The 26,711-nt window shown below is 60.2% G+C and carries 29 protein-coding genes and 1 tRNA gene; 7 read left to right on the forward strand and 23 right to left on the reverse strand.

Features of this window, described 5'->3' with window-relative positions:
- Positions 1-47 precede the first annotated feature (47 nt).
- The 11 genes from AC1DTN_RS18830 to AC1DTN_RS18880 all read right to left on the reverse strand — a co-directional run bounded on the left by AC1DTN_RS18830 (position 48) and on the right by AC1DTN_RS18880 (position 9,169).
- Positions 48-491 (reverse strand): YaiI/YqxD family protein, encoded by a 444-nt coding sequence (locus AC1DTN_RS18830; RefSeq protein WP_477922039.1) that lies wholly within the window; start codon positions 489-491, stop codon positions 48-50.
- A 10-nt stretch (positions 492-501) separates the two neighbouring features.
- Positions 502-975: a GNAT family N-acetyltransferase gene (locus AC1DTN_RS18835; protein WP_113323418.1), complete on the reverse strand. Its 474-nt coding sequence runs from the start codon at positions 973-975 to the stop codon at positions 502-504.
- Positions 975-2,102: an S-(hydroxymethyl)glutathione dehydrogenase/class III alcohol dehydrogenase gene (locus AC1DTN_RS18840; RefSeq protein ID WP_007826120.1), complete on the reverse strand. Its 1,128-nt coding sequence runs from the start codon at positions 2,100-2,102 to the stop codon at positions 975-977. The genes AC1DTN_RS18835 and AC1DTN_RS18840 overlap by 1 nt, the downstream gene beginning before the upstream one ends.
- A 135-nt stretch (positions 2,103-2,237) precedes the next feature.
- Positions 2,238-4,247 (reverse strand): acetyl-CoA carboxylase biotin carboxylase subunit, encoded by a 2,010-nt coding sequence (locus AC1DTN_RS18845; protein ID WP_477922041.1) that lies wholly within the window; start codon positions 4,245-4,247, stop codon positions 2,238-2,240.
- A gap of 100 nt (positions 4,248-4,347) precedes the next feature.
- Positions 4,348-5,052, reverse strand: a complete 705-nt coding sequence (locus AC1DTN_RS18850) for a hypothetical protein (protein ID WP_477922043.1) — start codon at positions 5,050-5,052, stop codon at positions 4,348-4,350.
- A 64-nt stretch (positions 5,053-5,116) separates the two neighbouring features.
- The gene (locus tag AC1DTN_RS18855) at positions 5,117-6,076 is read right to left on the reverse strand and encodes a DMT family transporter (protein WP_477922045.1); all 960 of its coding nucleotides are present in this window, start codon (positions 6,074-6,076) and stop codon (positions 5,117-5,119) included.
- 63 nt (positions 6,077-6,139) lie between these two features.
- The gene (gene lipB, locus AC1DTN_RS18860; RefSeq protein WP_477922047.1) at positions 6,140-6,865 is read right to left on the reverse strand and encodes a lipoyl(octanoyl) transferase LipB; all 726 of its coding nucleotides are present in this window, start codon (positions 6,863-6,865) and stop codon (positions 6,140-6,142) included.
- 266 nt (positions 6,866-7,131) lie between these two features.
- Positions 7,132-7,216 (reverse strand) — tRNA-Leu (locus AC1DTN_RS18865).
- Positions 7,217-7,390: 174 nt separating this feature from the next.
- Positions 7,391-7,762, reverse strand: a complete 372-nt coding sequence (locus tag AC1DTN_RS18870) for a hypothetical protein (protein WP_439015045.1) — start codon at positions 7,760-7,762, stop codon at positions 7,391-7,393.
- A 330-nt stretch (positions 7,763-8,092) separates the two neighbouring features.
- The gene (locus tag AC1DTN_RS18875) at positions 8,093-8,596 is read right to left on the reverse strand and encodes a BON domain-containing protein (RefSeq protein WP_439015043.1); all 504 of its coding nucleotides are present in this window, start codon (positions 8,594-8,596) and stop codon (positions 8,093-8,095) included.
- A 78-nt stretch (positions 8,597-8,674) separates the two neighbouring features.
- Positions 8,675-9,169 carry a peptide deformylase gene (locus AC1DTN_RS18880; RefSeq protein WP_477922049.1) on the reverse strand — a complete coding sequence of 165 codons (495 nt, stop codon included), beginning with the start codon at positions 9,167-9,169 and terminating at the stop codon, positions 8,675-8,677.
- 243 nt (positions 9,170-9,412) lie between these two features.
- On the opposite strand from AC1DTN_RS18880, the gene mgtE reads away from it, so the two are divergent.
- Entirely contained in the window at positions 9,413-10,828 is a 1,416-nt protein-coding gene (gene mgtE / locus AC1DTN_RS18885; protein WP_113323426.1) for a magnesium transporter, read from the forward strand.
- 64 nt (positions 10,829-10,892) lie between these two features.
- Positions 10,893-11,285: a MerR family transcriptional regulator gene (locus AC1DTN_RS18890; protein WP_037102513.1), complete on the forward strand. Its 393-nt coding sequence runs from the start codon at positions 10,893-10,895 to the stop codon at positions 11,283-11,285.
- A 28-nt stretch (positions 11,286-11,313) separates the two neighbouring features.
- Here AC1DTN_RS18890 and AC1DTN_RS18895 read toward each other — a convergent pair whose 3' ends face one another.
- Both AC1DTN_RS18895 and AC1DTN_RS18900 read right to left on the reverse strand, forming a co-directional pair.
- A complete protein-coding gene (locus tag AC1DTN_RS18895) occupies positions 11,314-12,333 on the reverse strand; it encodes a heparan-alpha-glucosaminide N-acetyltransferase (RefSeq protein WP_477922051.1) in 1,020 nt (339 codons plus the stop codon).
- Positions 12,334-13,101, reverse strand: coding sequence for a DUF599 domain-containing protein (locus AC1DTN_RS18900; RefSeq protein WP_113323430.1), 768 nt, complete (start codon positions 13,099-13,101; stop codon positions 12,334-12,336).
- Positions 13,102-13,587: 486 nt separating this feature from the next.
- On the opposite strand from AC1DTN_RS18900, the gene AC1DTN_RS18905 reads away from it, so the two are divergent.
- Positions 13,588-14,994, forward strand: coding sequence for an L-serine ammonia-lyase (locus AC1DTN_RS18905; RefSeq protein ID WP_477922053.1), 1,407 nt, complete (start codon positions 13,588-13,590; stop codon positions 14,992-14,994).
- Between the two features lie 61 nt (positions 14,995-15,055).
- Positions 15,056-15,493 carry a DUF1489 family protein gene (locus AC1DTN_RS18910; RefSeq protein WP_310388143.1) on the forward strand — a complete coding sequence of 146 codons (438 nt, stop codon included), beginning with the start codon at positions 15,056-15,058 and terminating at the stop codon, positions 15,491-15,493.
- Positions 15,494-15,547: 54 nt separating this feature from the next.
- Here the strand turns inward: AC1DTN_RS18910 and AC1DTN_RS18915 are convergent, their stop codons facing one another.
- From AC1DTN_RS18915 to AC1DTN_RS18945, 7 genes are all read right to left on the reverse strand, one after another.
- Positions 15,548-15,823, reverse strand: coding sequence for a hypothetical protein (locus AC1DTN_RS18915; protein WP_310388317.1), 276 nt, complete (start codon positions 15,821-15,823; stop codon positions 15,548-15,550).
- Positions 15,824-15,935: 112 nt separating this feature from the next.
- Positions 15,936-17,519 (reverse strand): serine hydrolase, encoded by a 1,584-nt coding sequence (locus tag AC1DTN_RS18920; protein ID WP_439015035.1) that lies wholly within the window; start codon positions 17,517-17,519, stop codon positions 15,936-15,938.
- A gap of 119 nt (positions 17,520-17,638) precedes the next feature.
- Entirely contained in the window at positions 17,639-18,385 is a 747-nt protein-coding gene (locus AC1DTN_RS18925) for a hypothetical protein (protein WP_477922055.1), read from the reverse strand.
- Between the two features lie 217 nt (positions 18,386-18,602).
- The gene (locus AC1DTN_RS18930) at positions 18,603-19,208 is read right to left on the reverse strand and encodes a transglutaminase-like cysteine peptidase (protein WP_477922057.1); all 606 of its coding nucleotides are present in this window, start codon (positions 19,206-19,208) and stop codon (positions 18,603-18,605) included.
- Positions 19,209-19,591: 383 nt separating this feature from the next.
- Positions 19,592-20,551, reverse strand: coding sequence for a prolyl aminopeptidase (gene pip, locus AC1DTN_RS18935; protein WP_477922059.1), 960 nt, complete (start codon positions 20,549-20,551; stop codon positions 19,592-19,594).
- Between the two features lie 199 nt (positions 20,552-20,750).
- Positions 20,751-21,362, reverse strand: a complete 612-nt coding sequence (locus AC1DTN_RS18940; RefSeq protein ID WP_007816614.1) for a PilZ domain-containing protein — start codon at positions 21,360-21,362, stop codon at positions 20,751-20,753.
- A gap of 122 nt (positions 21,363-21,484) precedes the next feature.
- Complete coding sequence (locus tag AC1DTN_RS18945) at positions 21,485-22,102, reverse strand: PAS domain-containing protein (protein WP_477922061.1); 618 nt, start codon at positions 22,100-22,102, stop codon at positions 21,485-21,487.
- A gap of 291 nt (positions 22,103-22,393) precedes the next feature.
- Here AC1DTN_RS18945 and AC1DTN_RS18950 point away from each other — a divergent pair, with 291 nt between their 5' ends.
- Together AC1DTN_RS18950 and AC1DTN_RS18955 are read left to right on the forward strand one after the other, a co-directional pair.
- Positions 22,394-23,173: a rhomboid family intramembrane serine protease gene (locus tag AC1DTN_RS18950; protein WP_477922063.1), complete on the forward strand. Its 780-nt coding sequence runs from the start codon at positions 22,394-22,396 to the stop codon at positions 23,171-23,173.
- Positions 23,174-23,272: 99 nt separating this feature from the next.
- A complete protein-coding gene (locus tag AC1DTN_RS18955) occupies positions 23,273-23,707 on the forward strand; it encodes a CBS domain-containing protein (protein ID WP_113323437.1) in 435 nt (144 codons plus the stop codon).
- A 68-nt stretch (positions 23,708-23,775) separates the two neighbouring features.
- Here AC1DTN_RS18955 and AC1DTN_RS18960 read toward each other — a convergent pair whose 3' ends face one another.
- From AC1DTN_RS18960 to folE, 3 genes are all read right to left on the reverse strand, one after another.
- Complete coding sequence (locus AC1DTN_RS18960) at positions 23,776-24,744, reverse strand: patatin-like phospholipase family protein (protein ID WP_310388127.1); 969 nt, start codon at positions 24,742-24,744, stop codon at positions 23,776-23,778.
- 117 nt (positions 24,745-24,861) lie between these two features.
- Positions 24,862-25,314: a phosphoribosyl-AMP cyclohydrolase gene (hisI, locus tag AC1DTN_RS18965; protein WP_113323439.1), complete on the reverse strand. Its 453-nt coding sequence runs from the start codon at positions 25,312-25,314 to the stop codon at positions 24,862-24,864.
- Positions 25,315-25,339: 25 nt separating this feature from the next.
- The gene (folE, locus tag AC1DTN_RS18970; RefSeq protein ID WP_037102484.1) at positions 25,340-25,954 is read right to left on the reverse strand and encodes a GTP cyclohydrolase I FolE; all 615 of its coding nucleotides are present in this window, start codon (positions 25,952-25,954) and stop codon (positions 25,340-25,342) included.
- Between the two features lie 307 nt (positions 25,955-26,261).
- Between folE and AC1DTN_RS18975 the strand changes: the two genes are divergently transcribed.
- Complete coding sequence (locus AC1DTN_RS18975) at positions 26,262-26,708, forward strand: iron-sulfur cluster assembly scaffold protein (protein WP_037102481.1); 447 nt, start codon at positions 26,262-26,264, stop codon at positions 26,706-26,708.
- The last annotated feature ends 3 nt before the right edge of the window (positions 26,709-26,711 follow it).

The following is a 26,711-nucleotide window of genomic DNA, read 5'->3' on the forward strand; positions in this document are numbered from 1 at the left end:
ATTGGCATAGCTGCCATGCCACCCGATTTCAGCGCGCAAGGCGATGATCATGCATTCTTTGCCCGGCGGCAGAGACGGTCGAAGGTTTCCAGGAAACGCGAACGGTCCTTCGGGCTGAAGGAAGCGTTGTAGCCCTTGCTCTCGCCGGTTTCACGCAGATGCGCGCCGAGATCGCGCATGGCACTTGCCATGCCTATATTGGTTTCATCAAAGACGCGACCGGTCGGGCCTGTGACAAAGGAGCCCTTGGCAACGCAACGAACCGCAAGCGGCACATCGGCGGTGACGACCACATCTGTCGGGCCGGTATTGTCGGCAATCCAGTTGTCGGCAGCGYCGAAGGCGTTGGAGACGATGACGTTGCGCACCATCGGATCGCGCGACGGGCGGAGGCCCGAATTGGCGACGAAGGTCACTTCCATGCCGAGGCGTTCGGCCACTTTCAGGATTTCGGGTTTGACGGGGCAGGCGTCCGCATCGACATAGATCATGGCGATATCCTCACGCCAGCTGGGTGGCCGGCTGGCGGACCATGTCGAGATGGGGAATTCCGTCTTCCAGATATTCCTCCGAGGTTTTCATGAAACCGAAGGATTCGTAGAAGCGGCGCAGATGCGCCTGCGCCGAAAGCGCGATGGGATTTTCCGGATAAAGCCGCTCGCAGGCGGCGATCGATTCGGTCATCAGCGCGTCACCGAGCCGCTTGCCGCGATGGGTGGGCGAGACGACGACGCGGCCGATCTTTACCGGATCCTGCGCACTGTATGGCTTCAGGAGCCGCGTCGAGCCGAGCAGTTCGCCGTCATCCAGCAGCCGCAGATGCAGGGCGTCGATATCCTTGCCGTCGAGTTCCGCATAGGGGCAGTTCTGCTCGACGACGAAGACGTCGACACGCATCCTCAAGAGATCGTAGAGCTCCCGCGCGGAGAGCTCATCGAGACCCTTGAGGTCGGCCATGTAGGCAGGCGTGGCCATCAATAGACCACGACGCCACGGATGCTTTCACCCTTGTGCATAAGATCGAAGCCCTTGTTGATGTCTTCGAGCGGCATTGTGTGTGTGATCATCGGGTCGATCTGGATCTTGCCTTCCATGTACCAGTCGACGATCTTCGGCACGTCGGTGCGACCGCGGGCACCACCGAAGGCCGTACCCATCCAGTTGCGGCCGGTGACGAGCTGGAAGGGACGCGTCGAGATCTCCTGGCCGGCGCCTGCGACGCCGATGATGATGGACTTGCCCCAGCCGCGGTGGCTCGCTTCCAGCGCTTGGCGCATGACCTTGGTGTTGCCGGTGCAATCGAACGTGTAATCGGCGCCGCCGATCAGGTCGCCGTGGCGCTTCGTCATGTTGACGAGATAGGGCACGATGTCGTCACCGACTTCCTTCGGGTTGACGAAATGCGTCATGCCGAACTTCTCGCCCCATGCCTTCCGATCCGGGTTGATATCGACACCGATGATCATATCGGCACCGGCAAGACGCAGACCCTGCAGAACGTTGAGGCCGATACCGCCGAGACCGAAGACGATGGCCGTCGCGCCCATCTCGACCTTGGCCGTGTTGATGACGGCACCGATGCCGGTCGTCACACCGCAGCCGATGTAGCAGATTTTGTCGAAGGGCGCGTCCGGATTGACCTTGGCAACGGCGATCTCCGGCAGGACAGTGAAGTTGGAGAAAGTCGAGCAGCCCATATAGTGGTGGATCTTGTCCTTGCCGATCGAGAAGCGGGAGGTGCCATCCGGCATCACGCCCTGGCCCTGGGTCGCGCGGATCGAGGTGCAGAGATTGGTCTTGCGCGAGGTGCAGGAATAGCACTCGCGGCATTCCGGCGTGTAGAGCGGAATGACGTGGTCGCCCTTCTTCACGGACGTGACGCCCGGGCCGACGTCGACGACGATGCCTGCGCCCTCATGGCCGAGGATTGCCGGGAAGAGGCCTTCCGGATCAGCGCCGGAGAGGGTGAAATCATCGGTGTGGCAGATGCCCGTCGCCTTGACCTCGACCAGCACTTCGCCGGCCTTCGGACCCTCCAGCTGAACGGTCATGACCTCGAGCGGTTTTCCTGCCTGAACGGCAACGGCGGCGCGAACATCCATCTTCGATCTCCTCGTGATTTGCGTGTCGGACTCTTGCACGCCCGGCAAGGACGGCTCAAGCGGAAAAAGATCGAGAGAGCCGTGGATCCATCCGGATGCAGGCCGCTCTTCCTCTTTGAATTTATGCATCAGGCTTTAGGCGAATTCCATGATGACGGCATCGACCGCGAGGCTCTCGCCGGGAGCGGCCTTGATCTTGCCGACAACGAGGTCGCGCTCGGCACGCAGCACGTTTTCCATCTTCATGGCTTCTACCACGGCAAGCGTTTCGCCCGCCTTGATCTCCTGGCCCTCGGAGACGGCAATGGAAACGACGAGGCCGGGCATGGGGCAAAGCAGCAGCTTGGACGTATCGGGCGGCAGCTTGACGGGCATCAGACGGTCAAGCTCGGCATGGCGGGGCGTAAAGACACGCGCCTTGACCGACAGGCCCTGCCAGTCGATGCGCAGGCCGTTGAGAACAGGGCGGATCTGCGCCGTCACCTGCCGGCTGGCGACCCTGCCGTGCCAGACCGGATCGCCCGGTCTCCAATCGGTGACAACGGTTTCGATGCGGCCGCCGACCTCCATTTCCATTTCGAAGGGAATGGTGACGAGGCCATCGACCAGTTTGACCGGCACATAATTGCCGCCGAGCTTGACGACCCATTCTTCGCGGAGCGGGCCGCTGGGGTGACGCAGGCGATCAGCGAAGCCTTCGCGCCTGATAGCATCGACCAGGGTCGCCGACAGCGCGATAGCCGCAAGGGCTGCCTCCTCCGAAGCATCCGGCGCGATCGGCGCAAAGCCCTCAGGATATTCCTCGGCAATGAAGCCGGTGGAAAGACGCCCTTCGCGCCAGCGCGGATGTTTCATCAGTGCTGCGAGGAAGGGAACGTTGTGCTCGATGCCATCGACCACGAAGGCGTCGAGCGCCTGTCCCATCGCTTCCACCGCCTGCAGACGGCTCGGCGCCCATGTGCAAAGCTTGGCGATCATCGGGTCGTAATACATGGAGATCTCAGCGCCTTCGAAGACGCCGGTATCGTTACGGATGATCACATCGCCGTTGCGGCCTTCGGCCGGCGGGCGGTAGCGCGTCAGGCGGCCGATCGAGGGCAGGAAGTTGCGGTAGGGATCTTCCGCATAGAGGCGGCTTTCGACCGCCCAGCCCCTCAGCTTGATATCCTTCTGGGCGAAGGGCAGCTTTTCGCCGGCGGCGACACGGATCATCTGTTCGACGAGATCGATGCCGGTCACCAGTTCCGTCACCGGGTGCTCGACCTGCAGGCGGGTGTTCATTTCGAGGAAATAGAAATTGCGGTCGCGATCAACGATGAATTCCACCGTGCCGGCGCTCTGATAGTCGACGGCCTTTGCCAGCGCCACCGACTGTGCGCCCATAGCGGCCCGCGTTTTTTCATCGAGGAAAGGCGAGGGCGCTTCTTCGGCGACCTTCTGGTTCCGGCGCTGGATGGAGCATTCGCGCTCGCCGAGATAGACGACATTGCCGTGGGCATCCGCCAGAACCTGGATTTCGATATGGCGCGGATCGACGACATATTTCTCGATGAAGACGCGGTCGTCGCCAAAGGAGCTTTTGGCTTCAGAGCGGGCGCGGTCGAAACCGTCGCGCACTTCCGCTTCGTTCCAGGCAATGCGCATGCCTTTGCCGCCGCCGCCGGCCGAGGCCTTGATCATCACGGGATAACCGATCTCGGCTGCGATCTTTTCAGCGTGGGGTACATCCTCGATGACGCCGAGATAGCCTGGAACGGTCGAGACCTTGGCGGCATTGGCGAATTTCTTCGATKCGATCTTGTCGCCCATCGCCATGATGGCCTTGGGCTTCGGGCCGATGAAGATGATGCCTTGTTTTTCCAGCGCCTCGCAGAAGGAGGCGCGTTCCGACAGGAAGCCGTAGCCGGGATGCACGGCTTCAGCACCTGTCTCCTTGCAGGCGGCGATGATCTTGTCAGCGACAAGATAGCTTTCGGCGGCCGGAGCAGGGCCGATATGGACGGCCTCATCCGCCATCTCGACATGCAGAGCATCCCGATCCGCATCCGAATAGACTGCAACGGTGTCAATGCCCATGCGGCGCGCGGTTTTGATCACGCGGCAGGCAATCTCGCCGCGATTCGCGATCAGGATTTTCTTGAACATCGAGACTCCACCCAGGAAATGCGTTCCGGAGTTTTACGCATAAAAAGCCGGAACGCACAATTGGGCTGAAGAATCAGAGGCAGTCTGAAGATTTGGGAGATCAGGCAACTGCGGCTGCGGCGACAGGCTCTTCGTCGATGATGCGCAGCCAGCGGCTGCGCCTCGGCTGGGCATAATCCCGGAGTTCGACCGAAGCCATGATCTCGCCCCAGCGCTGATGATTGGCGCCTGATAGCGTTGTCGTCTCGATGCGCTGCAGGACGCCATATTCGATCGACGAAACGCCGATGACGCCGCCTTCGCTGACGCTTCTCAAAACGCGCATGACGTAATCCACGTCCTGCCGTGTGACGCTCCTGCGGTCGGTGGCACGGGTCAGCTTGTAACCGCCGATATCCTCGCCGAGCGCCAGGCGGAGCTGATCCAGCGCTAGCGCCCGCAGCTCATCGGGCACGTGAGCGCTGAGTTCCATGACGTGCAGGATGAGCTCAAGCTCGAGCGCGGAATTCACGACGCCGTCGGTCGTGAACATGCGCATGATCCATGCGACGTTGATCTCGTCCAGCGAGCCCTGCGGATAGGTATAATCGACGATGAAGCCTGCCAGCTGTTCAACGAAGAACGTGTTCCATTCGGCGCATTTTTCGGGGCAGGAATTATTGAGCGCTAACATCACCACGACATGATCGGATGTCCGGATTCCCTCCGGAAAGGTGTGTTTGCGCAGCAGCACTATGTCTTCGGCCGTCAGCCGATGCTTCCCGGCGATGACACACGCCGGAAAAGCGAGACGGAACTCACTCATGTTTTATCTCCAGACTTCATCATGAAGTCGGAAATGGTTTTAGCGATCCCGAATTGAAGATCCCTCAAGAAGCAGGGTTAACCTTCGATGCCGCATTTCGTGCGGATTTTAGTGATCGCGCCTGGAGACGCTCGCGCCAGATGATAAAAAGCCCCGATGCAACAATGATGGCGATGCCGATCCATTTGGAAACATTCGGAAAATCGCCGAAGAGGGCGTAACCAAGCACGGTCGCCGAAATGATCTCGAAATACTGGAACGGAGCGAGCAGCGAGAGCGGCGCCAGCCGGAAAGCCTTAACAACCAGCATGTGCGCATAGCCCGAAATCGTGCCGAGAATGAGCAGCAGCACGAGGCCGAGCCAGGAGGCGGGCAGGGAGGGCGTGAAGTCGGCACTGCCGATGCTGTTTCCGACGAAAAGTGCCGCGGTCATGAAGATCGTGCCGCCGATGCCGGACATGGTCTGCATCGTCAGCGGCGAATCCGCCTCGCCGATGGCGCGATTGAGGAAGAGATAGAGCGAGAAGAGAAAGGCGCAGAAGACTGGCAGCAGTGCTTTCAGGCCGAAGATCTCATAGCTGGGCTGGATGACGATCATGGCGCCGCCGAAACCGACGACAATTGCCATCCAGCGCCGCCAGCCGACCTTGTCTCCCAGGAAGAGCGCGGAAAGCGCCGTCAGCATGAAAGGCTCAACGAAATAGATGGCGAAGACATCGGCGAGCGGCATGTATTTGACTGCGACGAAGAAAAGCAGGCTCGCCGCACCATGCAGCGCGCCGCGCAGCAGGTTCATCCACGGGCGTTTGGCCGACAGAGCCTGCATGCCGAACATGGCAAAGAGGATCGGCAGGGTGCAGACGAGCTGGAAGAAGAAGCGGTAGAAGGTTACCTGTCCGGGCGACATGCCCTCGAAGGTCGCCATATATTTGGCGATCGCATCCATCGTCGGCAGGATGGCCATGGCACCGGCCATGATGGCCATGCCCTGGAGCGGATTCTGTGCGGAGGGAGATTCGGACATGATGGCTGCTTCTTGCGGATGGTGTCATGAACCACAGGAAGCCTGGGCAATCAAGGACGGCAATCAGGGACAGTGTCCGGTATCGTTGACGGTTTCGCCGAAGATTTCTTCGAAGGCGACACGCAAGCGGATATCGGCATCGGTCATCATGACCGGCAGGCCGAGATCGACGAGGCTGGTGACGCCATAGGCCGAGATACCGCAGGGCACTATGCCACTGAAATGATCGAGATCGGGATCGACGTTGAGCGACAGGCCGTGGAAGGTCACCCATTTGCGCAGGCGGATGCCGAGTGCCGCAATCTTGTCTTCCGCCATGGTGCCGTCAGGCAGCAGGGGTCTCTCCGGCCGGCGGACCCAGACGCCGACGCGATCTTCGCGGCGTTCACCGCGCACATTCATCGAATCGAGCGTGCGGATGATGACCTCTTCCAGTGCAGCGACGAAGGCACGCACATCCTGCCTGCGGCGCTTGAGATCGAGCATGACATAGGCGACCCGCTGGCCGGGGCCATGATAGGTGTATTCGCCGCCGCGTCCGGTGGCGAAGACCGGAAAACGATCCGGCTGGACGAGATCTTTAGCATCGGCGCTGGTACCCGCCGTATAGAGCGGCGGATGTTCCAGCAGCCAGACAAGCTCGTCGCCGCCATCTGCAATATCAGCCACTTCCCGTTCCATCGTCTCCACCGCTTCCTGATAGGGAACGATCCCATCGGCGATGCGCCAGCGAACGGGGCGCGAACCAAGTTTCGGGAGCATGGAGAAGTCGAGATCGGTGCGTAGCATGGCAGTCCTTGACGCTATCCGCAAAAAGAGAGGGCGGGCGCGGGCTTCTATATGGACGCAGGCGCAGAGCGATTCAATCGCTCTTTGCGGCGGGCAGCCGTCTCACAGATGCAATCAGCCGGTGCCAGCAGGCGTTGCTGTGATATCCACGAGGGGCGGTATCGGCGGGAAAGGGCTGCCGCGCGCTCGTCTTGCGGCAAGGACATCAGCACCGGAGAACTAAGCCTATGGCCAAAAAAGAAAAAACCCGCCGAAGCGGGTTTCTTTGGTGCGGTCGAGAAGACTCGAACTTCCACGGGTTGCCCCACAGCGACCTCAACGCTGCGCGTCTACCAATTCCGCCACGACCGCATCGTGGTAGAGCCGATTTGCGTCGGCGAGGCAGCATGTAGCAAAAGCCTCAGACGGACACAAGCGCGATGTGACAGTTTTTTTTAAAAGCTTGCCACAGGTGTGGATTAGGCGGCGCGGGACATTGAATTTACAAGAGAAAAGGGCCGGAAACCGGCCCTTTCTTAGATCATGTCAATGCATTGCGCGGCATGCCTCTGTGCGGCTTGCACCGCTATCGGCACCTTTCTGACGCGAGCCTTTCGGGCCGATCATGCTGTGGCAATCCGGAAGCGGCTTGATGCTGGCGGTCGCGGTGTTGTCGACTTTCGCGGGCTTAGACATCGCGGCAGGTGCGAAGCCGTCGCTGTCATTCGTATAGTCGCTGGAATAGGCCGGGGGGGCCACACGCGTCGGGTAGTGGACGGGCTTTGCCGGCGCGACCGGCGTCTGGTAGAGGCCATCACCATCGTTGGAATAATCGTCCATAAATTTCGGCTGCGCGAAAGCGGCACTTGCCATGCTGACGGCAAACAGGGTGGCGGCGACGGCGAATTTCATGCGCATGGGTCTATCTCCTCAATCTGTTGTTGAATTCAACAACGCAAAACCAATCCTCGGCAAGATCGAGTCCGCTCCCCAATTCGGGCAATTTTGTGAGAGTGATGACAGCCATCTTGCGACGTTTTGTCCAAATGAAATCACATATTTGTCAATGTTCTTGAGGGGCGCGTTACCTTAGCCGGCACAGTTAATTGCCTGAGATGTCAGCGCTTTCGCCAACATGACAATCCTGCAATCTTTAATTGATTAACTATTTGTAATTTTAGAGACATAAAAACCGGAAAGCAGGTCGCTTTCCGGTTTTGAAATGCGGCAACTTTGTGTTTTTCGGCCTTAATCCTCGTTCGGGATGTGGGCATCGACACCTGTCATCTGCAGCCGGTTGCGCACGCGACGAACACCATCCACCGACAGGGCGGCGAGCTCAACCTTGCGGGCAATGCCGATTGTTTCGACGGAACCCTCCAGCGTCACGGTATGGCCGTCGGCGTGAACTTCCACACTGTCGATATCCACGTCAGGGATGTTCTCCAGAGTCTCGGTCACGCGGGCTTCGAGGTCGTCACTCTCGTCGCGGTCGATCGTATCGGGCTCAAGGGAATCCTTCAGGCGGTTTTCATTGCCATCCTCATCCGTGCCATCGATGCGGAAGCCGCTATTGCGGTCGCGGTCGAAATTAGCCGAGGTTTCGCCATACGCACGGTTTCCGGTTGCCTCAGCCCTTGCGCCGCTGCCGTCGGCATAGGGCCAGCCGTCATCCAGATTGCGTTCTTCGAAGTCGCGGTAATCCTCTTCGCGGGAAAGCGGGGTCTTGTCATCGATCTTTGACTTTGCCATTTCCGTCTCCTTCCGGGTTTCGTTCTGCAAGGCAAACGCCGCAAGGGTGCTGATGGTTCGGCCGATCGTAGCAGGACCTCAGCTTTTCGTCTTTTCCCATTTCCTGATCAGCCGCTCACGCTTCAGCCGTGACAGGCGCTGCAGCCAGAAAATTCCGTCGAGCTGGTCGACTTCGTGCTGGATACAGATGGCGAGGAAGTCCGATGCCTCTTCTTCGTGCTGATGGCCATCCAGATCCTGATAGCGGAACCTTATTGCCTTCGGGCGCGTGACCTCGTCCGTTGCGCCGGGCATGGAGACGCTGCCTTCCATATGAACCATCGTCTCGTCCGAAAACCACGTGATCTCGGGATTGGCGTAGATGCGCACGTCATCCGCCTTGTCGAGCTCCAGCACCGTCAGACGCTGGAAGACGCCGGTATGGGCAGCGGTGATGCCGACGCCGGGGGCTGCGCGCATCGTCAGCAGCAGATCGTCGGCAAGCTGCGACAGGGCCGAATCGAACACCGTCACGGGGGCACAGACCGTCTTCAGGCCGGGATGCGGATAGCGGAGAATCGGGCGGATCGGCACAGCTAAGCTTCCTTTCGGCAAATGGCAGCGGAAACTATAACCGACCGCAGGCATTGTCATCAGAAAGCATAGGTTTGCGCTTTACGGCAGAAATGCTTTCGGCTAGCTGGTCAATGAGAATTCCGACGGCCGCAAGGGCAGGGCGGAATTCGCTTATCCGCTTGTTGACAATGCATTTTCAGCCGACATTCTCGAATGCGGCTCGTTAGTCTTTGAAATCAAATTGAGATGCGAGGGCGGCATATGACGACGACCGACACGGAAGACCGCAATCGCAGACGTCCGGCCGACGGGGACGTCGACATCTATAACGAAGACGGCAATGTGCGCAGCGACTTCCTGGCGCGCCTGGGTGCCGCCATCGCCGACCGCGACACGCTGTTTCTTCGCCAGAATGTCGCGCGCCTGCACGAATCGGAAATAGGCGACCTGTTGGAATCGCTGCAGCCGGATCAGCGCCTGGCGCTGGTGCGCCTGCTCGGCGACGATTTCGACATGACGGCGCTGACCGAAGTGGACGAGACGATCCGCCGCGAGATCGTCGACCAATTGCCGAACGAGCAGATTGCGGCTGCCATCGGTGAACTGGATTCGGACGACGCCGTCTACATTCTCGAAGATCTCGACCAGGAAGACCGGGAAGAGATTCTCGCGCAGCTGCCGTTCACGGAGCGCGTGCGCCTTCGCCGCGCGCTCGATTATCCCGAAAGCTCCGCCGGCCGCCGCATGCAGACGGARTTCGTCGCCGTACCGCCATTCTGGACGGTCGGCCAGACGATCGATTACATGCGCGACGAAGAGGATCTGCCTTACTCCTTCTCGCAGATCTTCGTCATCGATCCGACCTTCAAGCTGCTCGGCGCGGTCGATCTCGACCAGATCCTGCGCACCAAGCGGCAGATGAAGATCGAAACCATCATGCGGGAAACGAACCATCCGATCCCCGCCGAGATGGACCAGGAAGAGGCTGCCCAGCTCTTCGAGCAGTATGACCTTCTCTCCGCAGCCGTCGTCGACGAAAACGAACGGCTCGTCGGCGTGCTCACCATCGATGACGTGGTCGACGTGATCCACGAAGAGGCGGACGAAGACATCAAGCGCCTCGGTGGTGTCGGCGACGAAGAACTGTCAGACAACGTCATCTCGACCGTGCGTTCGCGCTTCCTGTGGCTGCTGATCAATCTCGGCACGGCGATGCTGTCTGCCAGCGTCATCGGCCTGTTCGACGGCTCGATCGAGAAGATGATCGCGCTTGCGGTGCTGATGCCGATCGTCGCCTCCATGGGCGGCAATGCGGGCACGCAGACCATGACCGTGACGGTGCGTGCGCTCGCGACCCGTGATCTCGATATCTACAATGCCGGCCGCATCATCCGCAGAGAGGCGGGGGTCGGCATACTGAACGGAATGCTCTTCGCCTTGCTGCTGGGCGTGATCGCCGGCACCTGGTTCCACAATTACCAGCTCGGCGCCGTCATCGGAGCGGCAATGATCATCAATCTGATTGCAGCGGCGCTTGCCGGCATCCTGCTGCCGCTGCTGCTCGACAAGATGGGAGCGGACCCGGCAATCGCCTCGTCCGTATTCGTCACGACCGTCACCGACTGCACCGGCTTCTTCGCCTTTCTCGGCCTCGCGACATGGTGGTTCGGTATCTGAGCAGATGCCGAAATTGACTATTACGTAAAAGTCAATATTATGCCGGGTCGATGACGGGGATGAGATGTTAGTGAACAAGTATTATACCATAACGGAACTGACGCGCGAATTCGGAGTGTCGACGCGCACGCTTCGCTTCTATGAAGACGAAGGTTTGATCCATCCGGAGCGCCGCGGACGCACGCGGTTGTTCCGGCCTGCCGACCGGCGCCTCATTCAGGAAATCCTGCGCGGCCGGCGCATCGGCTTCACCATTGCTGAAATCCGCGAAATCATTCAGGTCTACAAGGAGCCGCCGGGCGAACTTGGCCAGATCAAGCTGCTCATGAAGCGCGTCGACGAAAAGCGCGAAGACCTGCGCCAGAAGCGCAAGGATATCGACGAGACGATTACCGAGCTCGACAATATCGAGGAGGCCTGCCTCGGCCGTCTCGCCGAGATCGGCGTTACCACCTGATCATTGCCTGATCATGCCTGGGGCTTGATCACTGTTGAGGCTCGGGCTGTGACTGCGGCGCAGGCTCTATTTCGGCGCTGCACTGGCTTGCAAGCGCCATAATCCGCTCATCATCCGCCTTGACCTCGCCGGCCTGGAACGGCGCGAAGAGTTGTTGCGCCTGCAGCTGATCGAGCGTGCACTGGCAGAAGCCGCGGCAGAGCGCTTCGCCCTGCTCGACCGTGCAGGACGTGTTGCATTGGCGCAGATAGGTCGCGGCCGGATCGGGCTTTGGCGGCGCGACGATGAAGGTCAGGCCATAGGCGATGGCGATCAGCACCGGTTGGTGGATGAGGTAGAAGGCGAGGCTGTGGCGGCCGAGGCGCGCGAGCCATGTTCCACCCGTGCCCAACGATGCCAGCTTCTGCGGCAGGTTCGTACGGAAGGAAAGACGCGCGAGGCCCATGCCGAGGAAGAAGGGCGTTGCCCAGGGGAAGAGCGGCACAAAATCGTTCGACCGGTCTGGCGTGGCCGCAAAGCCGAGCCAGGCCAGATATTTCGGGTCGAACAGGTGCGAATCCAGCACGCCGGGCATGACGAAGGCATCGGCGATCCAGGCGACGAACAGTGCCAGCGCGACGAGCAGGGTCACGGGCAAGGGTAGGCGCAGGAAGACCACACCAATCAGGCTCAGAACCGCGATGGAATGCAGGATGCCGAAATAGATCCATCCGCCGGGCACGAAATAGGCTGTCGCTGCCGATATCACCACGGCCGCGCCGGCGATCATGGCGAAACGCTTCCAGAAGGAAGGCCAGCGGATGTCCGGCCGGCTGGAAAGCACAAGACTGACACCGACGATGAAGAGGAAGGTGGTGGCGATCGCCCGGGCATAGATCTTCAGCCAGCCGCTCTCGGCCGTTCCGGGCGTAAGGTAGCCCATGAACTCCAGATCCCAGCTGAAATGGTAAGTGGCCATGGCAATGAGCGCCGCGCCACGCACCGTATCCACAAGGCCTATACGCGGCGGTTTTGCGGCAGCCGCCGCTTCCGTTGCCGACACTATCATTCACAATCCCTCGGACAGCTCATCACCGTCACTCGCTGACGGCTTGTTGCGCTGAACAGGAGAAAGGTGGAGATTTGGTGGCGGGTTTGCGTCCATGATGGCGAGGCGCGCTTCCGAAAAGAATTGCCGGCGGGTAAGGACGAAAACCACGATTGATGTCGTACCCATAAAAACATAGGGATTAATGAACCAGCCGAGATAGCCGATCGACAGGAAGATCGCCCTGAGACCCTCGTTGAAATGGCTGCCGGCGATGACGTTCATGCGGATGACACGCTCCGCCGCCCGCTCGGCGGCAATGATGTCCTTCTCCGTATCATGCACCATCGGAATGCCGCCGAAGAGAATGGTGCAATAGTTGAAGAGGCGGTAGGACCAGCCGAACTTGAAGAAAGCGTAGCCGAAAAGGGCAGCAAGGCCGCCGACCTTCATTTCGAAGACGGCGTGGCCGCTGTGGAAGACGAAAGGCAGGTCGGCGAAGACCGCGTCCACCTTTTCCGTGGCGCCAAGCAAGGCGAAGCAGCTGCCGATCGCGAAAATGGATGTGGAAGCAAAAAAGGCGGTGCCATTCTGCAGCCCGGCCATGATCTGGGTATCGATCATCTTCAAATCGCGGCGCAGGGAATTATATATCCATTCACGCCGCCGCTCTGCCATGGCATGGGTCAGGCTGGTGCGCCCGAAGAAGGTCTGGCCGTGCAACAGCCACGAATAGCCCATCCAGATAAAGATAAAGAAGGCAAGCGCGATATAATCCGCCGTCGTCATCATCAGTGATTCATTTCCCGCATCAAACGTGGCCACTCTACATATGCATGCGATTGCTGCAATGACCGGCAAAGAAGAGAATGACTAGCAAGATGGAGCGCTTCGAACGAGAGCCTTTCCCGGTYAKMTTGMAGCATTCTGCCGGAGCAGGTTTTCGTCAGGGCAGAAGCGATTGGCGAAGGGCATACCTCTGGGGTATGTCCGAGCCGATCGCTTCTGATCCTGGCGGAAAGATGCCCGGCCCTTCGGGTTGGCTGAAACGGGCCGSCTGATCGACCGGCCGGCTTGGCCGTAGATCTGGGCTACGACGCGCGCCGGCCGGTCGATTATCCGACTCCGTTTGAGCCAACAGAATGCTTCAATCTGACCGGGAAAGGCTCTAGTGTCCGGCCGGATGTCGCACCGGTTCAAGGCGATGTCGGTCCGCCACGCGGATGCGGAACCGGGCTGGCATAGTCTGCATCGTGAAATTTAAAAGGCGCTTCCATGTTTCTTTCGGTATTCGATGTGTTCAAGATCGGTGTCGGGCCGTCGAGCTCGCATACGATGGGGCCGATGACGGCTGCCAACCGGTTCCTTGAGCTCATCCTGTCCAACGAATGGCCGCGTCCTTCCACCGGCGCGCAGGTGGCCGCCATCAAGGTGAGCCTGCACGGTTCGCTCGCCCACACAGGGATCGGCCATGGAACGGGCAGGGCGGTCATTTTGGGCCTGATGGGCGAGGCGCCAGACAAGGTTAACCCCGACCGTATGGATGCGATCATCAATGGGGTGGAAAAGAGTGGCCGGATCACGCCCGAGGGGCATCCAGCCTACCAGTTCCAGCCGAAAACGGACCTGATCTTTGACAAGAAGCAGCCGCTGCCGGGTCACGCCAACGGCATGAGCTTCTCCGCCTATGACAAAGACGGTCGGCTTCTCGTCAAGCGCATCTATTATTCCGTCGGCGGCGGCTTCGTCGTTACCGATACGGAGCTGGAGCAGATGCGAGCGCGCAAGAAGACCTCGCAGGGCAATTACAAGGTGCCTTACCCTTTCGCCAGTGCCAAGCAGATGCTGGAAATGGCAGAACGTTCCGGCCTGTCGATTGCGCAGATGAAGCGCGCCAATGAGGAAAGCCAGCGCAGCCGCGAGGAGCTGGATTCCGGCCTCGACCGCATCTGGGAAGCAATGCGCTCCTGTATCGAGCGCGGGCTTAAGGTCGAGGGCATCATGCCCGGCGGGCTGAACGTCAAACGCCGGGCCAAGCATATTCACGACAAGCTGCAGGAAGAATGGCGCAGCAACCGCGTCAACCCGCTGCTCGCCAACGACTGGCTGAGCGTCTACGCGATGGCGGTCAACGAGGAAAATGCTGCCGGCGGGCGCGTCGTGACGGCGCCGACCAATGGCGCGGCAGGCGTCATTCCCGCGACGATCCGCTACTACGAGCATTTCCACGAGGACTGGGACCGGAACGGCATCCACGACTATCTGCTGACCGCAGCGGCGATCGGCGGCATCATCAAACACAATGCGTCGATCTCGGGCGCGGAAGTGGGCTGTCAGGGTGAGGTCGGCTCGGCCGCCGCGATGGCAGCAGCCGGCCTCGCAGCCGTCATGGGCGGCACGCCGGCCCAGATCGAAAACGCCGCGGAAATCGCGCTCGAACACCATCTCGGCATGACCTGCGATCCGATCGCCGGCCTGGTGCAGGTCCCCTGCATCGAGCGCAATGCGCTGGGTGCGGTGAAGGCGGTCACGGCCGCATCCCTCGCAGTAAAGGGCGACGGCAAGCATTTCGTGCCGCTCGACGCCTGTATCGAGACGATGCGCCAGACGGGTTACGATATGAGCGAGAAGTACAAGGAAACCTCGACTGGGGGCCTTGCCGTCAACGTCGTAGAATGCTGAGTTTGTGGACGCCCGTTGCTTCCTTCTTGACGCTGCCGGTCAAAAGGATTTCAACGGCAGCATGGCACTAAATCTCATCAAGCTCTGCGTCGGCTGCGACTCGATCGAAGACCTGCGCGAATGGGTGGCCGAACGGTCGTTGCGCGCCATCGCCGCTGGACTGGAACCGCATTCGGTCCATACGACCCGCATGGTACCGAAGCGCGTGGAAGAACTGCTCGACGGCGGCTCGCTCTATTGGGTGATCAAGGGGCAGGTACAAGCCCGCCAGAAGATCCTCGATATCCAGACATTCACGGACGGTGAGGGGATCGGCCGCTGCCATCTGGTGCTCGGTCCTGAGGTGATCGAAACCTCGGTGCAGCCAAAGCGGGCCTTCCAGGGCTGGCGTTATTATCCTGATGAGGATGTGCCGCGCGATCTCCACAGTCTCGGCGCCGGTATTGCCGAAATGCCAGCAGATCTTCGTCGCGAGCTGTCGGAACTCGGATTGCTTTAAAGCCGTTTGTTTTTACGCAAAACCGCTGCGCACTGCTGGAATTGCTTTGACGCCTCAGCGCAAACGCAGCACGACCGGCGAATTGCCATCGGGCGACGTGATGTGCAGGTGGATATGCGCCTCCGGCTGCGAGTAGCGCCAGGCGCGCGCACCGTGGCACAGCAGCAGGTTGATGAGATCACGGGTCTTCGGCGACTTCGCTCTTGGGCGCTGCAGGCCGATTTCGGCAAGACGCAGCGCTGCTTCGTGCAGCGGATGCAGGCCGGAACGGCCCTTGTTGACCGCCCGGCGCCCTGCAGGCGCATTTGGAATATTCTCGTTGATCGACATCATCTTCCTCGTACGCAATACAAATCGAACTAGGATCGACTGCCGGCGGCGCGAACACCGCAGCCGGCAGGCGGGAGCGCCGCCAAATCATTCATAGGCAGCGCCGGATATCTCATTGAGCAGCCGCCCAGCACTTGACGCCGGCCTTCTTCAGGGCCTTGCAGGCGTTGACCGCATCACGCTGGCCATCGAAGCCGCCGAAACGTGCGCGGTAGATTTGATCGCCGTCATTGGCATAGGCGACGGCGAAGGGCTTGGCGGAGCTCAGCGCCTTGCCGCCCTTTGCCTTGGCGTTTGCCAGGAGGTCCATCGCCATTTCACGACTGGAGGAAACGCCGATCTGGACGACCCAGCCGGATGGCTGTGGCACTTCCTTGGCGGCAACTTCCTTTGCCGGGGCAGCCTTGGTGGAGGCTGTCGTCAACTCGTCGACGGAAGTGTCGCCCTGTTCCGGCGGTATATAGGCAGGTGCCGGCGTCGGCACGGCGACGGAAGCCTGTTCCTGCTGCTGCTTGATCGGCACGGTCTTGACCTTGGTCGGAGACGGCATCGGCTGCGTCAGCAAGGGATTGTCTGTCTTGGGTGCGGCGGTTTCCGCATAGGCAACTTCGGTGCTTGCCGTCTGATAACGGCTGTCCGGAAGCGGACCCTTGTGCGGCAGGCCGAGATCGGCAGCGGCTGCCGTGACCGGCGGCTGATTGGCTGTGATCGTTTTCTTTTCAGCCACCTGGGCAACCTTGGCAGGGGAAACCGGAGCAGGTGTTTCGATTATCTCGGGCATCGGCTTCGACTGGGCGACAAGCGCGCCGCCGCTGCTGGAAGCCTTCGGCATGTAGGTCGCGAGCAGATTGCGCATCTGCGAGTCGCGGGCAGGGGTGGATGCACCGCCGAGAACCACGCCGACAATCGACTTGCCATCGACCTGCAGGGAGCTGACCAGATTGAAGCCAGCGGCGCGGGTGTAACCAGTCTTGATACCATCGACACCACGCACGGAGCCGACGAGACGGTTATGGCTGCGGATCACGCGGTTGCCGAACTTGAAGGCGCGGGTGTTGAAATAGCCGTAATATTGCGGGAAATGCTGGCGAAGGGCGATGCCGAGGCGGGCCTGATCGCGGGCCGTCGTCATCTGCGCGGTATTCGGCAGGCCGTTGGCATTGCGATAGGTCGTGCGCGTCATGCCGAGTGCATGGGCCTTGGCTGTCATCATCTGGGCGAAACGATCTTCCGAACCACCGAGCATTTCGCCGAGGGCGGTCGCAGCATCATTGGCAGACAGCGTCACAAGGCCGAGGATACCCTGTTCGACGGTGATCGTGCCGCCGGCGCGCACACCAAGCTTGGTCGGTGCCTGGGCGGCAGCGTGAGCGGAGAAGGGGACGGGCGTATCGAGGCGGATGCGACCCTGCTCGAGCGCCTCGAATGTCATGTAGAGCGTCATCATCTTCGTGAGCGACGCCGGATATTGCAGACGGTCGGCATTCTCGCTGTAGAGAACATTCCCCGTCCGGGCATCGACGACGATACCGGCATATTTCGGATTTGCAGCTTCCGCTTCGGCATTGACCGAGTCGACCGCGACGATCGCGATAGCCATCGAAAGGATCGTCAGCACCTTTGCGAGGAAACCGGCAGACCGCGGCGATGATACGGAGGAAATTGACCTTGACACTATTCCACTCTTCGCTTGCATTTTGGATATTCGGCGGGTCACGCGCCCCCTACTGCGTAACCGGCTGTCTTGGAAAACTACCGGTTCAGCGTTACCAATCCGTTTATGATGAATCGTTTCTTCAGACATTTGCGGGGATTTTAGCGGAGTGTTGCAGACCGGCTCACAAGCCGGCTTTCCACAAAAGTCCTGATCGCGGCATCAATATGGTCCCAGTCGGCCAAATGACGGCTCGAGAACCGGTAGAGCACACTTAAATCCTTGCCGACCTTGATATCGCGCTGGCAATCGCCGCTGGTTGCCATTTCCGCAGACGAGGGCAGGACGCAGCGCACGACGTAATCGGCGCTTCCTTCGCGCGGCGCGGTCAGCAGCACCTCGCCGTTGTAGCCGGCATCGGCTCGCAGGCGGTGCAGCGTCAGGCCATGGGCAAAGGTTTCCGAGGCACCATCCATCAGGTGCGAATAGATCGGCTCCAGCCGGCCCGACATGTCCCGCGACATCGTGCCTTGGGTGATCTGCAGGAAAATCAGGCCTGACGATTGGGCAACGTCGTCGAAACGCTGGCGCGTTTCCTTGCTGTAGCCCTGCATTTCCGGCCAGGTGAGATAGAGATCGACCCGTTCGGCCGTGCCGTCATGACGTTCGCTGGGGAAGCGAATCGTGTTGGCAGGCAGGCCGACCGTGTCGAGGCCGATGGTGAGCGTGATCCCGGCATTGCTTTCAGTATTGCCCGCAAGCGAGATGTGACGGCCGAACCAGCGGCCGGCAACGCTGATCGCAACCGTCAGCAGCGCCAGGACCGCAATCGTCGCCGTGACGCGAACCAGGAAGCGGGTCGAAAGAAGGGGCTGCTCACCAGGGTGGCCCACGGCGGAATTGCTCATCGTCGTCCTCGGATATCGGGCCGCCGTAAGAAAAACGCGAGTCGTCGGTGCCGGTGAAGAATCTCCTGATGAGGATGGGGTGCCGGGAGTTAATGGGCCGTTAACTCAACCAAAAGGGAGTGCCACAAAAGAAGCGAGCCGTTCCCGGGACAGCGGGAACGGCTCTGGGCGCCGGTCGGGACGGGGATGCGGGGACTGACCGGGGCCGGTATGCCTGTTACTTCACGCTACCGACAGCGACGGCGCGGCCGTCCTGCAGCTTCGTCCAGCGGGCCGGATCATCGGCGGACTGGCGCTTCAGGTAAGTGTATTCGGTATCCGACCACAGCAGCACCTTGTTGCGCATATTGTCGAGAATGAAGTCGCCGTGATCCGTACGCACCGTCAGCACCGCATGGCCCTCGCCATTCGGCTGCAGCACGACAGTCATCAGCGTATCTGATGGAGAGAAGCCGGCATCGATCAGCATCTTGCGCTTCAGCAGCGCGAAATCCTCGCAGTCGCCGACAGTGCGCGGATAGGCCCAGCGCTCCTCGACACCATAGATCTCCATGTCCGTCATCGGCTGGATGGTCGAGTTGACGGTGTAGTTGACCTTGAGGATCTCCTTCCAGCGATCCTCGGTCAGGATCGCCGGGCCGGCATCACCGCCGGCATAAGCGCATTCACTCGGATTGGCCTGACAGAATTCATAGTGCCCGATCGGCGGGCTCGCATTGCCTGCAAGTGTCATGCTGGGGGGTGATGCCTGTCCTGCGCCCGCCATTGCCACCGTTACGCTAACGGCCAGAAGGCCGCTCTTCAGTAGATTTCGAATTGACATTATCGTCTCCCCGTTATGAGGACGACAATGACACGGACGTTTTTATCTCACGCAAAATTACGCAATCAAATTAATGGCTTAGTTGATTCAAAAGCGCATCGAACTTGATTCAAATCCACATCGAATACGCTTAAAATTAAAAGCGCATTCGTCTCGAATTCGATTAAAATTGAAGGATTGGGAAAAAGGCTTTCGGGCGGGAAATGGCCGAAAAACGGACAGGCTGTTAACGATTTTCGATAAGCCGGATAAATTTCTGCAACAAGCTGCAGTGGGGATGGCGACCGGCGGAGATCCGATTGAAGCGTACAAACAGGCGGAATCGCCGTGCAGAAAGCCGATTTCGCCTTACGTCCCGATTTTCCGCCGTAGAAATAATTTCGTCAGAGATCGCGGAATCTGTTCGTCGCAGCGACGATTGCGGCGGCAATATCCGTATTTGCAGTCGAATGGGCCGCCTTTGGCAGCACGATGAACTCGGCGCCCGGCCATGCGCGGGCAAGTTCCCAGGCGGTGACAAGCGGTGCTTCTATGTCGAAGCGTCCGTGGATGAGAAAGCCGGGGATGCCGGCGAGGCGATCGGCATTCTTCAGTAGAATGCCGTCTTCGAGCCACGCGCCCTCGCGGAAATAGTGGGTGATGATGCGGGCGCGCGTCAGAAGGTAGCGCGGATCGGACCAGCGCCCGGGCAGACCGGCGGGATCGGCAAGAAGGATTGTCGCCGCTTCCCATTCATGCCAGTCGCGCGCCGCTTTCAGCCGTACCTGCTCTTCGGGATCGTTGAGGAGTTGATGATAGGCGCTCACCCTGTCGATGCCACGGAGCTCCGGTGGCAGCGCCTTGCCGAAACGGTGCCATTCCTCGGGAAAGAGCGGCGCCATGCCGCGATAGAGCCAGTCGATTTCGGAACGCCGTGTCGTGGTGACTCCTGCAATAACTATGCCGCTGACATGATCCGGATGGGATTGCGCATAGGCGAGCGCCAGCGTCGAACCCCAGGAATTGCCGAAGATGATCCACTTTTCCACGCTAAAGAGGCTGCGCAGCCTCTCTATATCCTCGATGAGATGAGCGGTCGTGTTGCGGGAGAGGTCGGTCGCGGCGTCGGCGGCATTCGGCAGGCTGCGCCCGCAATTGCGCTGATCGAAAAGGATGATGCGGTAAACGGACGGGTCGAAATAGCGGCGCGCAGCAGTGGAGCAGCCGGAGCCTGGTCCACCGTGCAGGACAAGCACCGGCTTGCCCACCGGATTGCCGCAGGCCTCCCAATAGATAAGGTTGCCGTCGCCTGTATCGAGCAGGCCGTGTTCATAGGGTTCGATTTCCGGAAACAGGACTGACATGACCGCGCCACTTGCTGAGGCGCGCTGTATCCTTCAAATCTGTGACGGATAAATGACAAGAGCGACGGCATTCTATGGCATCGGCCACACGAGATGCAGGAGATTATTCAGCCCAACATGGAAATTGTCAGTCCTACCTCTTGCAGTGCAGGACAGAAAACCGGGAGTAAAACCGCGGCGCACTTTTGCTGGAATTGCTTTAGAGAAATTCGCGCAACGTCTCGCGCGACTGGACCGACAGGAACTCGATCGCAACACCCTCCGAGAAGTGGCGAACGACGCGGCCGCGCATGTTGCCGAGGCGAACAGGCGTGCCGAGCGGCGGGCGCACTTCGCAATCGACGGCAGCGCCCGAGAGCGAAAGGTCCATGATGCGGCAGGTGTAGCGCGTGCCGTCTTCGAGCGTAAGGTCGGTCTTGGTCTCGCGCGGGGTCAGACGATCATGACGGCGATCTTCCGGCAGGCCGAGCTCGTGTTTGTTGGCAAGCCAGGTGAGCTGGGCCGCGAGCTTCTCGCGCTTGCGCTCGGTGGCGTTGATCGACATGGTGAAGCCGCGCATATCGACGGTCTGTACATGGCCTTCGACGCGGCCGAGATGGTCGATGTAGGCGACGATGCGTTCATTGGCGCGTGGGCGGCCAGCGCAGGTGACATACATGTCGCCGGGCGACATATCGATCACCATGCACTCGAATTCCTCGTAGTTCGCAAGCATCAGCCGGCCCTGCATATTGATGGGCACGCGCTGGAACACTCCCTGTTCTGGGCGCGGCGCAGGCCGGTGCGTCTGAGCGGGCTGGAACGAGTGCATCAAAGGGCTTCTTTATGAAATCGCTGAGCCCAATCCTTACCTGCAATCCCTTAACAGAAGGTTGTGGAACGAGCCGCCGCATAACCCTAAAGTACTATAGGTGGCGACCCAAAATGGAACGGTCAGCGAGCAGCTGCCCCATGCAGGAAATGCGACATGGCGCGGAGCATGGCGCGGCCGAACGTGGCCTGTTTTTCGGCAGCGACCTCGACAGGGCGACGCGGTTCGGCCTCGGCCGTGCGGCCGAACTTGTCGTGCAGCAGCCGGCTGCGATCGAGGGCGAGAAGCTCCAGCGGCACGATCTCCAGCCAGGTTGCAGCAGCGGCAGGCGCGATGGCGCCAAGCAGCCGGTCGCAGCCGCCTTCGGGCGAACGCAGTGGCATCATGATGATCTCGAAGGCCGCGTGATGGCCGGCGATGCTGTAGCCCGTCACGTTGAAAAGCGTTGGAATAGCGTGAGCCATGACGCCCTGTGCCGTCCTTTCGATATCCTCGTGCTGGCCGTTGGCCCAAAGGGCGGAGAAACGCTCGCCGCGCAGATCGTGGCCGAAGAGATCGCAGATCTTGGTGCCGGCGAGGCGGAAGCGGATATGCCGGTCTGCCGCCGTCTCCAAGATGAAGAGGCTCGACAGAAGATGAGGGATCGCGCCGGGCTCGATCTGCGATTTCAGCGGTGCATCCCGCCCGCCGCGCAGAGCATTCCAGTAGTCGAATATGTCGATCGTGATCTGAAGGCGCATGGCAGTGTCTCATTTCGGTTCATTGGGGCGCGGTTTTCGCCCCTTCACCTTCTACCTTGCGGATTTCATGCCAAATCCGGCGAGTTAAGGTTAAGAAAGGGTTTTGCTTGAGTGCCAGGGCCTGTCATGAGACCGTCTCTCCATCACTTCGAACAGTGAAGTTCTGCACAAGACTGCCAGGGGAGGGGCATCCTTCGGGGAACCCAGGCGAGCCGTCCGGCCAGTTCCGGACGGCTTTTTTTTTGAAGCTGGCTCCTGTATGGCTGTGACCTCCAACGAGGCGAGATGAGCATGAACGAACAGACGTCCGGGCCTGATCAAGCTTTCCAGCCTATGCAGCCCGAACCGCCGGCCAGGCCGCCACGCCAGCCGGTTTTCAATCTTCCGCCCGCGCTGTTTGCCACCCTCCTGCTTCTGATCCTGATCTACGCCGGGCAGTCGCTACTGTCTCCCGACGGGCTTTCCTGGTTCCTGTTCAACTTCGGCTTCATTCCGCTGCGCTATGCTGTTTCGCTTGCAGAGCAGGGCCCGCAGCTCTACTGGACGCCGGTCACCTATTCGCTGCTGCACGGAAGCATCGAGCATATCGTCTTCAACGGCCTGTGGCTGATGGCCTTCGGCGCGCCCGTCGTGCGCCGCATCGGCGCGTTCCGCTTCATCGTCTTCTGGATTCTTTCCTCTGTCGCCTCGGCGGCCCTGCATGCGGCCCTGAACTGGGGCAGCGAAGGGCTGCTGATCGGTGCATCGGGTGTGGTCTCGGGCCTCATGGGCGCGGCCTGCCGCTTTGCCTTCCCCTCCGGGCGGCAGATGGTCCGCCCCGCGCACCTCAATCCGCGACTGTCGGTGCTGCAGGCGATGCAGAGCCGCACGGTGATCATCTTCACGCTGTTATGGCTGGTCGGCAACGCGCTGATCGCCGTCGGCATCCCGCTCGTCGGCGACGGCAGCCAGGAGATTGCTTGGGATGCGCATATCGGCGGTTTCGTCTTCGGCTTCCTCCTTTTCGCTCTCTTCGACCGGAAACTGCCTGAAGAACCCGTGCCCCATCCTGACGACGAGTTGCAATCCTGACCCAAGCAGTGCACCATTGATCAATCCGCGATGGGAGGAGAAACCGCCGCGGAGCCTGTGTTCCCGACAAGTGTTTCACTTTCGCCATGGGAGGTACAAATGGCCAGTTCCGTCAAGGCAATACTCGATCTGAAGGGTCGTGACGTCGTCACCACCGGGCCGAACACCACGGTTGCGGAGGCGGCTTCGATTCTGAGCAAGAAGAAGATCGGCGCGATCGTCGTCGTCGGCATGGAAAACAAGATTTCCGGCATGTTCACCGAGCGCGATCTCGTGCATGTCATCGCCAAGTCCGGCAAGGACGGGCTCGATCAGACGCTTTCTTCCGTCATGACCTCGAAGGTCCTCCGCTGCAACGAGCAGACCTCGGTCAACGAGCTTATGCAGCTGATGACCAGCAAGCGTTTCCGCCACGTTCCCGTGGAAGCCAACGGCAAGCTTGCCGGCATCATTTCGATCGGTGACGTCGTGAAGTCGCGCATCGCCGAGGTCGAGCGAGAAGCCGAAGAGATCAAGGCTTATATTGCAAGCTGAGTGACTCTTTATTCTACGCAATTCCGAACGCAAAACCGCGACGCACTTTTGCTGGAATTGCTTGGGCGTCAGGGGTGCCTGGCGTAGAGTTCCTGCATACGCTGCAGCTCGGGCAGCCTTGCCCGGGCTTCCTCATAGCCACGTTCGATGGCTTCCCCCGCACGATGGAATTCCGACAGGCCGATGTCCGACAGGCGCGGCTGCAGCGAGATATCGGGCGGATCGCCAGCAAGGCGCGCTCGCGCGATACGATCCTGAATGATGTTGAAGGCCTGCACCATGACGCCGGTCATGCCCATCCTGGCGGCATAGGGCGCATCCCTCTGCTGCTGCACTTCGGCAGGCGAGAGGCTGGCATTGTGGCGAACGACGGCGGAACGGCCGTAGAGATCATAGTTAAGGTTGACGGCGACGACGAGCGGCTGCTCGTAGCTTCTGCAGACGGAAACCGGCACGGGATTGACAAGCGCGCCATCGACCAATGTGCGGTTATTGCTGCGCACCGGCTCGAAAATGCCGGGCAGGGCGTAGGATGCGCGGATCGCCGTGATCAGCGAACCGTTGGCGATCCAGACTTCGTGCCCGGTGTTGACCTCGGCCGCGACGGCGACAAAGGGCCGGTCGAGATCCTCGATCGTCAGTCCTTCCAGATGCTCTTGCATGCGTTTGGTCAGCCGCATGCCGCCGAAGAGGCCGGAGCCGCCGATCGTCAGGTCGAGCAGGCTTGCGATGCGGCGCATAGTGAGCGAGCGAGCGAAACCTTCCAGCTCGTCCAGTTTGCCGGCGAGATAGCAGCCACCAACAAGCGCGCCGATCGAGGTGCCAGCGATCATGCCGATCTCGATGCGGGCCTCATCGAGCGCACGCAGCACGCCGATATGCGCCCAGCCTCGAGCGGCGCCGCCGCCAAGCGCCAGGGCAAGCTTTGCTTTCTTTTCGGGAACGGCGAGCACGGGAGAAACGGGCGTATCGTCACGCACCGCCAAGCCGGAACCGCCCCCATCGGAGCTTTGACGATTCATACTCCAGCCCAACATGGCGTTCCTTCCTCCCGGCAGAACACTGGGTTCCTATTAACCGCCCCGAACCCTTTCCAAATTGTATATAGAGACGACCGGCGTCGCAATAAGGAGCAGGTGGCCGGGATATTTGGCCTATTTTCCGTAGATGTCCTTGGGATCGAAATGCAGGTCGTCATCCACGATGGTCAGCATGGGCTTTCCATCTTCCAGGGTGACGGTGCGGTAGAAGCAGGAGCGGCGGCCCGTGTGACAGGTCGCGTCATGGCCGGCGACCTCGACCTTCAGCCAGATGGCGTCCTGATCGCAGTCGGTGCGGATCTCCTTGACGGTCTGGAGATTGCCCGAGGTCTCGCCCTTCTTCCACAGCTTGCCGCGCGAGCGACTGAAATAGTGGGCGAAGCCGGTCTGGATGGTCAGCGCCAGGGCCTGCGCATTCATATGGGCGACCATCAGCAGTTCGCCATCACCGGCATCGGTGACAATGGCCGTGATCAGACCGCGATCGTCGAAGCGCGGCGTGAAATCGCCAGCATCCTCCAGCTCGGATTTATCGTCCGACGGCTGATTGAAAATCAGTTCACTCATCGCGGCCCTCCTGAGGGAGCTGATCTCAGCGGCCCCTTACCATTGTCATGAATCGGACCTGATCGGCCGGTTCAGTCTTGAACGTTCCAGTAAAGGTTGTCGTCAATGTGGTCGAACCCTGCTTCTGAACGCCGCGCATGGCCATGCACATATGTTCGGCCTCGATCATGACGGCGACACCGCGCGGGCGCAACGTTTCATCGATGGCCTTGGCGATCTGCGAGGTCATCGTTTCCTGCGTCTGCAGGCGGCGGCCGTAGATTTCGACGACGCGGGCGATCTTGGACAGGCCGAGAACGCGTCCGTCCGGCATATAGGCGACATGCGCCTTGCCGATGATCGGCACCATGTGATGTTCGCAGTGAGAGAAGAAGGGAATGTCCTTCACCAGCACCATGTCGTCATAACCGGCAACCTCCTCGAAGGTCCGGCCGAGCACGTCTTCCGGGCTCATTTCGTAGCCGGCGAAGAGCTCGCGATAAGACTTGGCGACGCGGGCAGGCGTATCCAGCAGACCCTCACGCGACGGATCGTCGCCGGCCCAGCGCAGCAGGACGCGAACGGCGTCCTCTGCCTCCTGCTGGGAGGGGCGATCGGATTCACGGGCGGTCTGCGGAAAATTCTTGACGATGGCGTCCATATTCAATGGTCTCCTGGTCCGCAACGCGGACCTTATTCGGACTAGCCACTGGTACCCCAAGCGGGAATTCTTGCACCTTTGGCAGGCTCCGGGGCTTTCCAGGCTCGCTTTCTCGAACCCTTCCGGCACGGTTTCCCAATCAAACTTATCCAGGCCCATTGCATTTCAATGGCCCTCGAACGACATACATATAGGAAGACTACCCTGGTATGTAAGTATGCTGTCGTTTGACTGTGTGTTTTTTGTTTACATGACAATCACATAGGAATTAGCGTCGCTTTTAGGCGTTTTTGGAGCCAAATCCGTCATGGATGACATCTATAACAGCAAAATCCTCGAATTTGCCGGCAATATTCCTCTGACCGGCACGCTTGACGATGCGGATGCCAGCGCCCAGGCGCATTCCCGGCTCTGCGGCTCGAAAGTGCGCATCTGGCTGAAAATGGATGGCGATAGGATCAGCGCCTTTTCGCATGACGTGAGGGCCTGTGCCCTCGGCCAGGCCTCCTCCTCGATCATGGCCCGCCATGTTGTCGGCGCGACATCAGGCGAAGTGCGCAAGGCGCGCGAGGATATGCTCGCCATGCTGAAAGCGGATGGCGAGGGGCCGGATGGACGGTTCGCCGACATGCGCTATCTCCTTCCCGTGCGTGATTACAAGGCGCGTCATGCCTCCACCATGCTGACCTTCGATGCCGTCGTCGATGCCATCGGCCAGATAGAGGCAAAGCGCGCTGAAACCGTCGAGGCGTAAGCT

This window comes from Rhizobium sp. 01T444 (genome assembly GCF_056398305.1).

What these genes read in the sequence shown, in the direction of transcription:
- AC1DTN_RS18835 (WP_113323418.1), bottom strand. Translation starts at nt 975, where the DNA reads ATGGCCACGCCTGCCTACATGGCCGACCTCAAGGGTCTCGATGAGCTC.
- AC1DTN_RS18840 (WP_007826120.1), bottom strand. Translation starts at nt 2,102, where the DNA reads ATGGATGTTCGCGCCGCCGTTGCCGTTCAGGCAGGAAAACCGCTCGAG.
- AC1DTN_RS18850 (WP_477922043.1), bottom strand. Translation starts at nt 5,052, where the DNA reads ATGAGTGAGTTCCGTCTCGCTTTTCCGGCGTGTGTCATCGCCGGGAAG.
- AC1DTN_RS18855 (WP_477922045.1), bottom strand. Translation starts at nt 6,076, where the DNA reads ATGTCCGAATCTCCCTCCGCACAGAATCCGCTCCAGGGCATGGCCATC.
- lipB (WP_477922047.1), bottom strand. Translation starts at nt 6,865, where the DNA reads ATGCTACGCACCGATCTCGACTTCTCCATGCTCCCGAAACTTGGTTCG.
- AC1DTN_RS18870 (WP_439015045.1), bottom strand. Translation starts at nt 7,762, where the DNA reads ATGCGCATGAAATTCGCCGTCGCCGCCACCCTGTTTGCCGTCAGCATG.
- AC1DTN_RS18875 (WP_439015043.1), bottom strand. Translation starts at nt 8,596, where the DNA reads ATGGCAAAGTCAAAGATCGATGACAAGACCCCGCTTTCCCGCGAAGAG.
- AC1DTN_RS18890 (WP_037102513.1), top strand. Translation starts at nt 10,893, where the DNA reads ATGTTAGTGAACAAGTATTATACCATAACGGAACTGACGCGCGAATTC.
- AC1DTN_RS18895 (WP_477922051.1), bottom strand. Translation starts at nt 12,333, where the DNA reads ATGATAGTGTCGGCAACGGAAGCGGCGGCTGCCGCAAAACCGCCGCGT.
- AC1DTN_RS18900 (WP_113323430.1), bottom strand. Translation starts at nt 13,101, where the DNA reads ATGACGACGGCGGATTATATCGCGCTTGCCTTCTTTATCTTTATCTGG.
- AC1DTN_RS18905 (WP_477922053.1), top strand. Translation starts at nt 13,588, where the DNA reads ATGTTTCTTTCGGTATTCGATGTGTTCAAGATCGGTGTCGGGCCGTCG.
- AC1DTN_RS18910 (WP_310388143.1), top strand. Translation starts at nt 15,056, where the DNA reads ATGGCACTAAATCTCATCAAGCTCTGCGTCGGCTGCGACTCGATCGAA.
- AC1DTN_RS18915 (WP_310388317.1), bottom strand. Translation starts at nt 15,823, where the DNA reads ATGTCGATCAACGAGAATATTCCAAATGCGCCTGCAGGGCGCCGGGCG.
- AC1DTN_RS18920 (WP_439015035.1), bottom strand. Translation starts at nt 17,519, where the DNA reads ATGCAAGCGAAGAGTGGAATAGTGTCAAGGTCAATTTCCTCCGTATCA.
- AC1DTN_RS18925 (WP_477922055.1), bottom strand. Translation starts at nt 18,385, where the DNA reads ATGAGCAATTCCGCCGTGGGCCACCCTGGTGAGCAGCCCCTTCTTTCG.
- AC1DTN_RS18930 (WP_477922057.1), bottom strand. Translation starts at nt 19,208, where the DNA reads ATGTCAATTCGAAATCTACTGAAGAGCGGCCTTCTGGCCGTTAGCGTA.
- pip (WP_477922059.1), bottom strand. Translation starts at nt 20,551, where the DNA reads ATGTCAGTCCTGTTTCCGGAAATCGAACCCTATGAACACGGCCTGCTC.
- AC1DTN_RS18940 (WP_007816614.1), bottom strand. Translation starts at nt 21,362, where the DNA reads ATGCACTCGTTCCAGCCCGCTCAGACGCACCGGCCTGCGCCGCGCCCA.
- AC1DTN_RS18945 (WP_477922061.1), bottom strand. Translation starts at nt 22,102, where the DNA reads ATGCGCCTTCAGATCACGATCGACATATTCGACTACTGGAATGCTCTG.
- AC1DTN_RS18950 (WP_477922063.1), top strand. Translation starts at nt 22,394, where the DNA reads ATGAACGAACAGACGTCCGGGCCTGATCAAGCTTTCCAGCCTATGCAG.
- AC1DTN_RS18955 (WP_113323437.1), top strand. Translation starts at nt 23,273, where the DNA reads ATGGCCAGTTCCGTCAAGGCAATACTCGATCTGAAGGGTCGTGACGTC.
- AC1DTN_RS18960 (WP_310388127.1), bottom strand. Translation starts at nt 24,744, where the DNA reads ATGTTGGGCTGGAGTATGAATCGTCAAAGCTCCGATGGGGGCGGTTCC.
- hisI (WP_113323439.1), bottom strand. Translation starts at nt 25,314, where the DNA reads ATGAGTGAACTGATTTTCAATCAGCCGTCGGACGATAAATCCGAGCTG.
- folE (WP_037102484.1), bottom strand. Translation starts at nt 25,954, where the DNA reads ATGGACGCCATCGTCAAGAATTTTCCGCAGACCGCCCGTGAATCCGAT.
- AC1DTN_RS18975 (WP_037102481.1), top strand. Translation starts at nt 26,262, where the DNA reads ATGGATGACATCTATAACAGCAAAATCCTCGAATTTGCCGGCAATATT.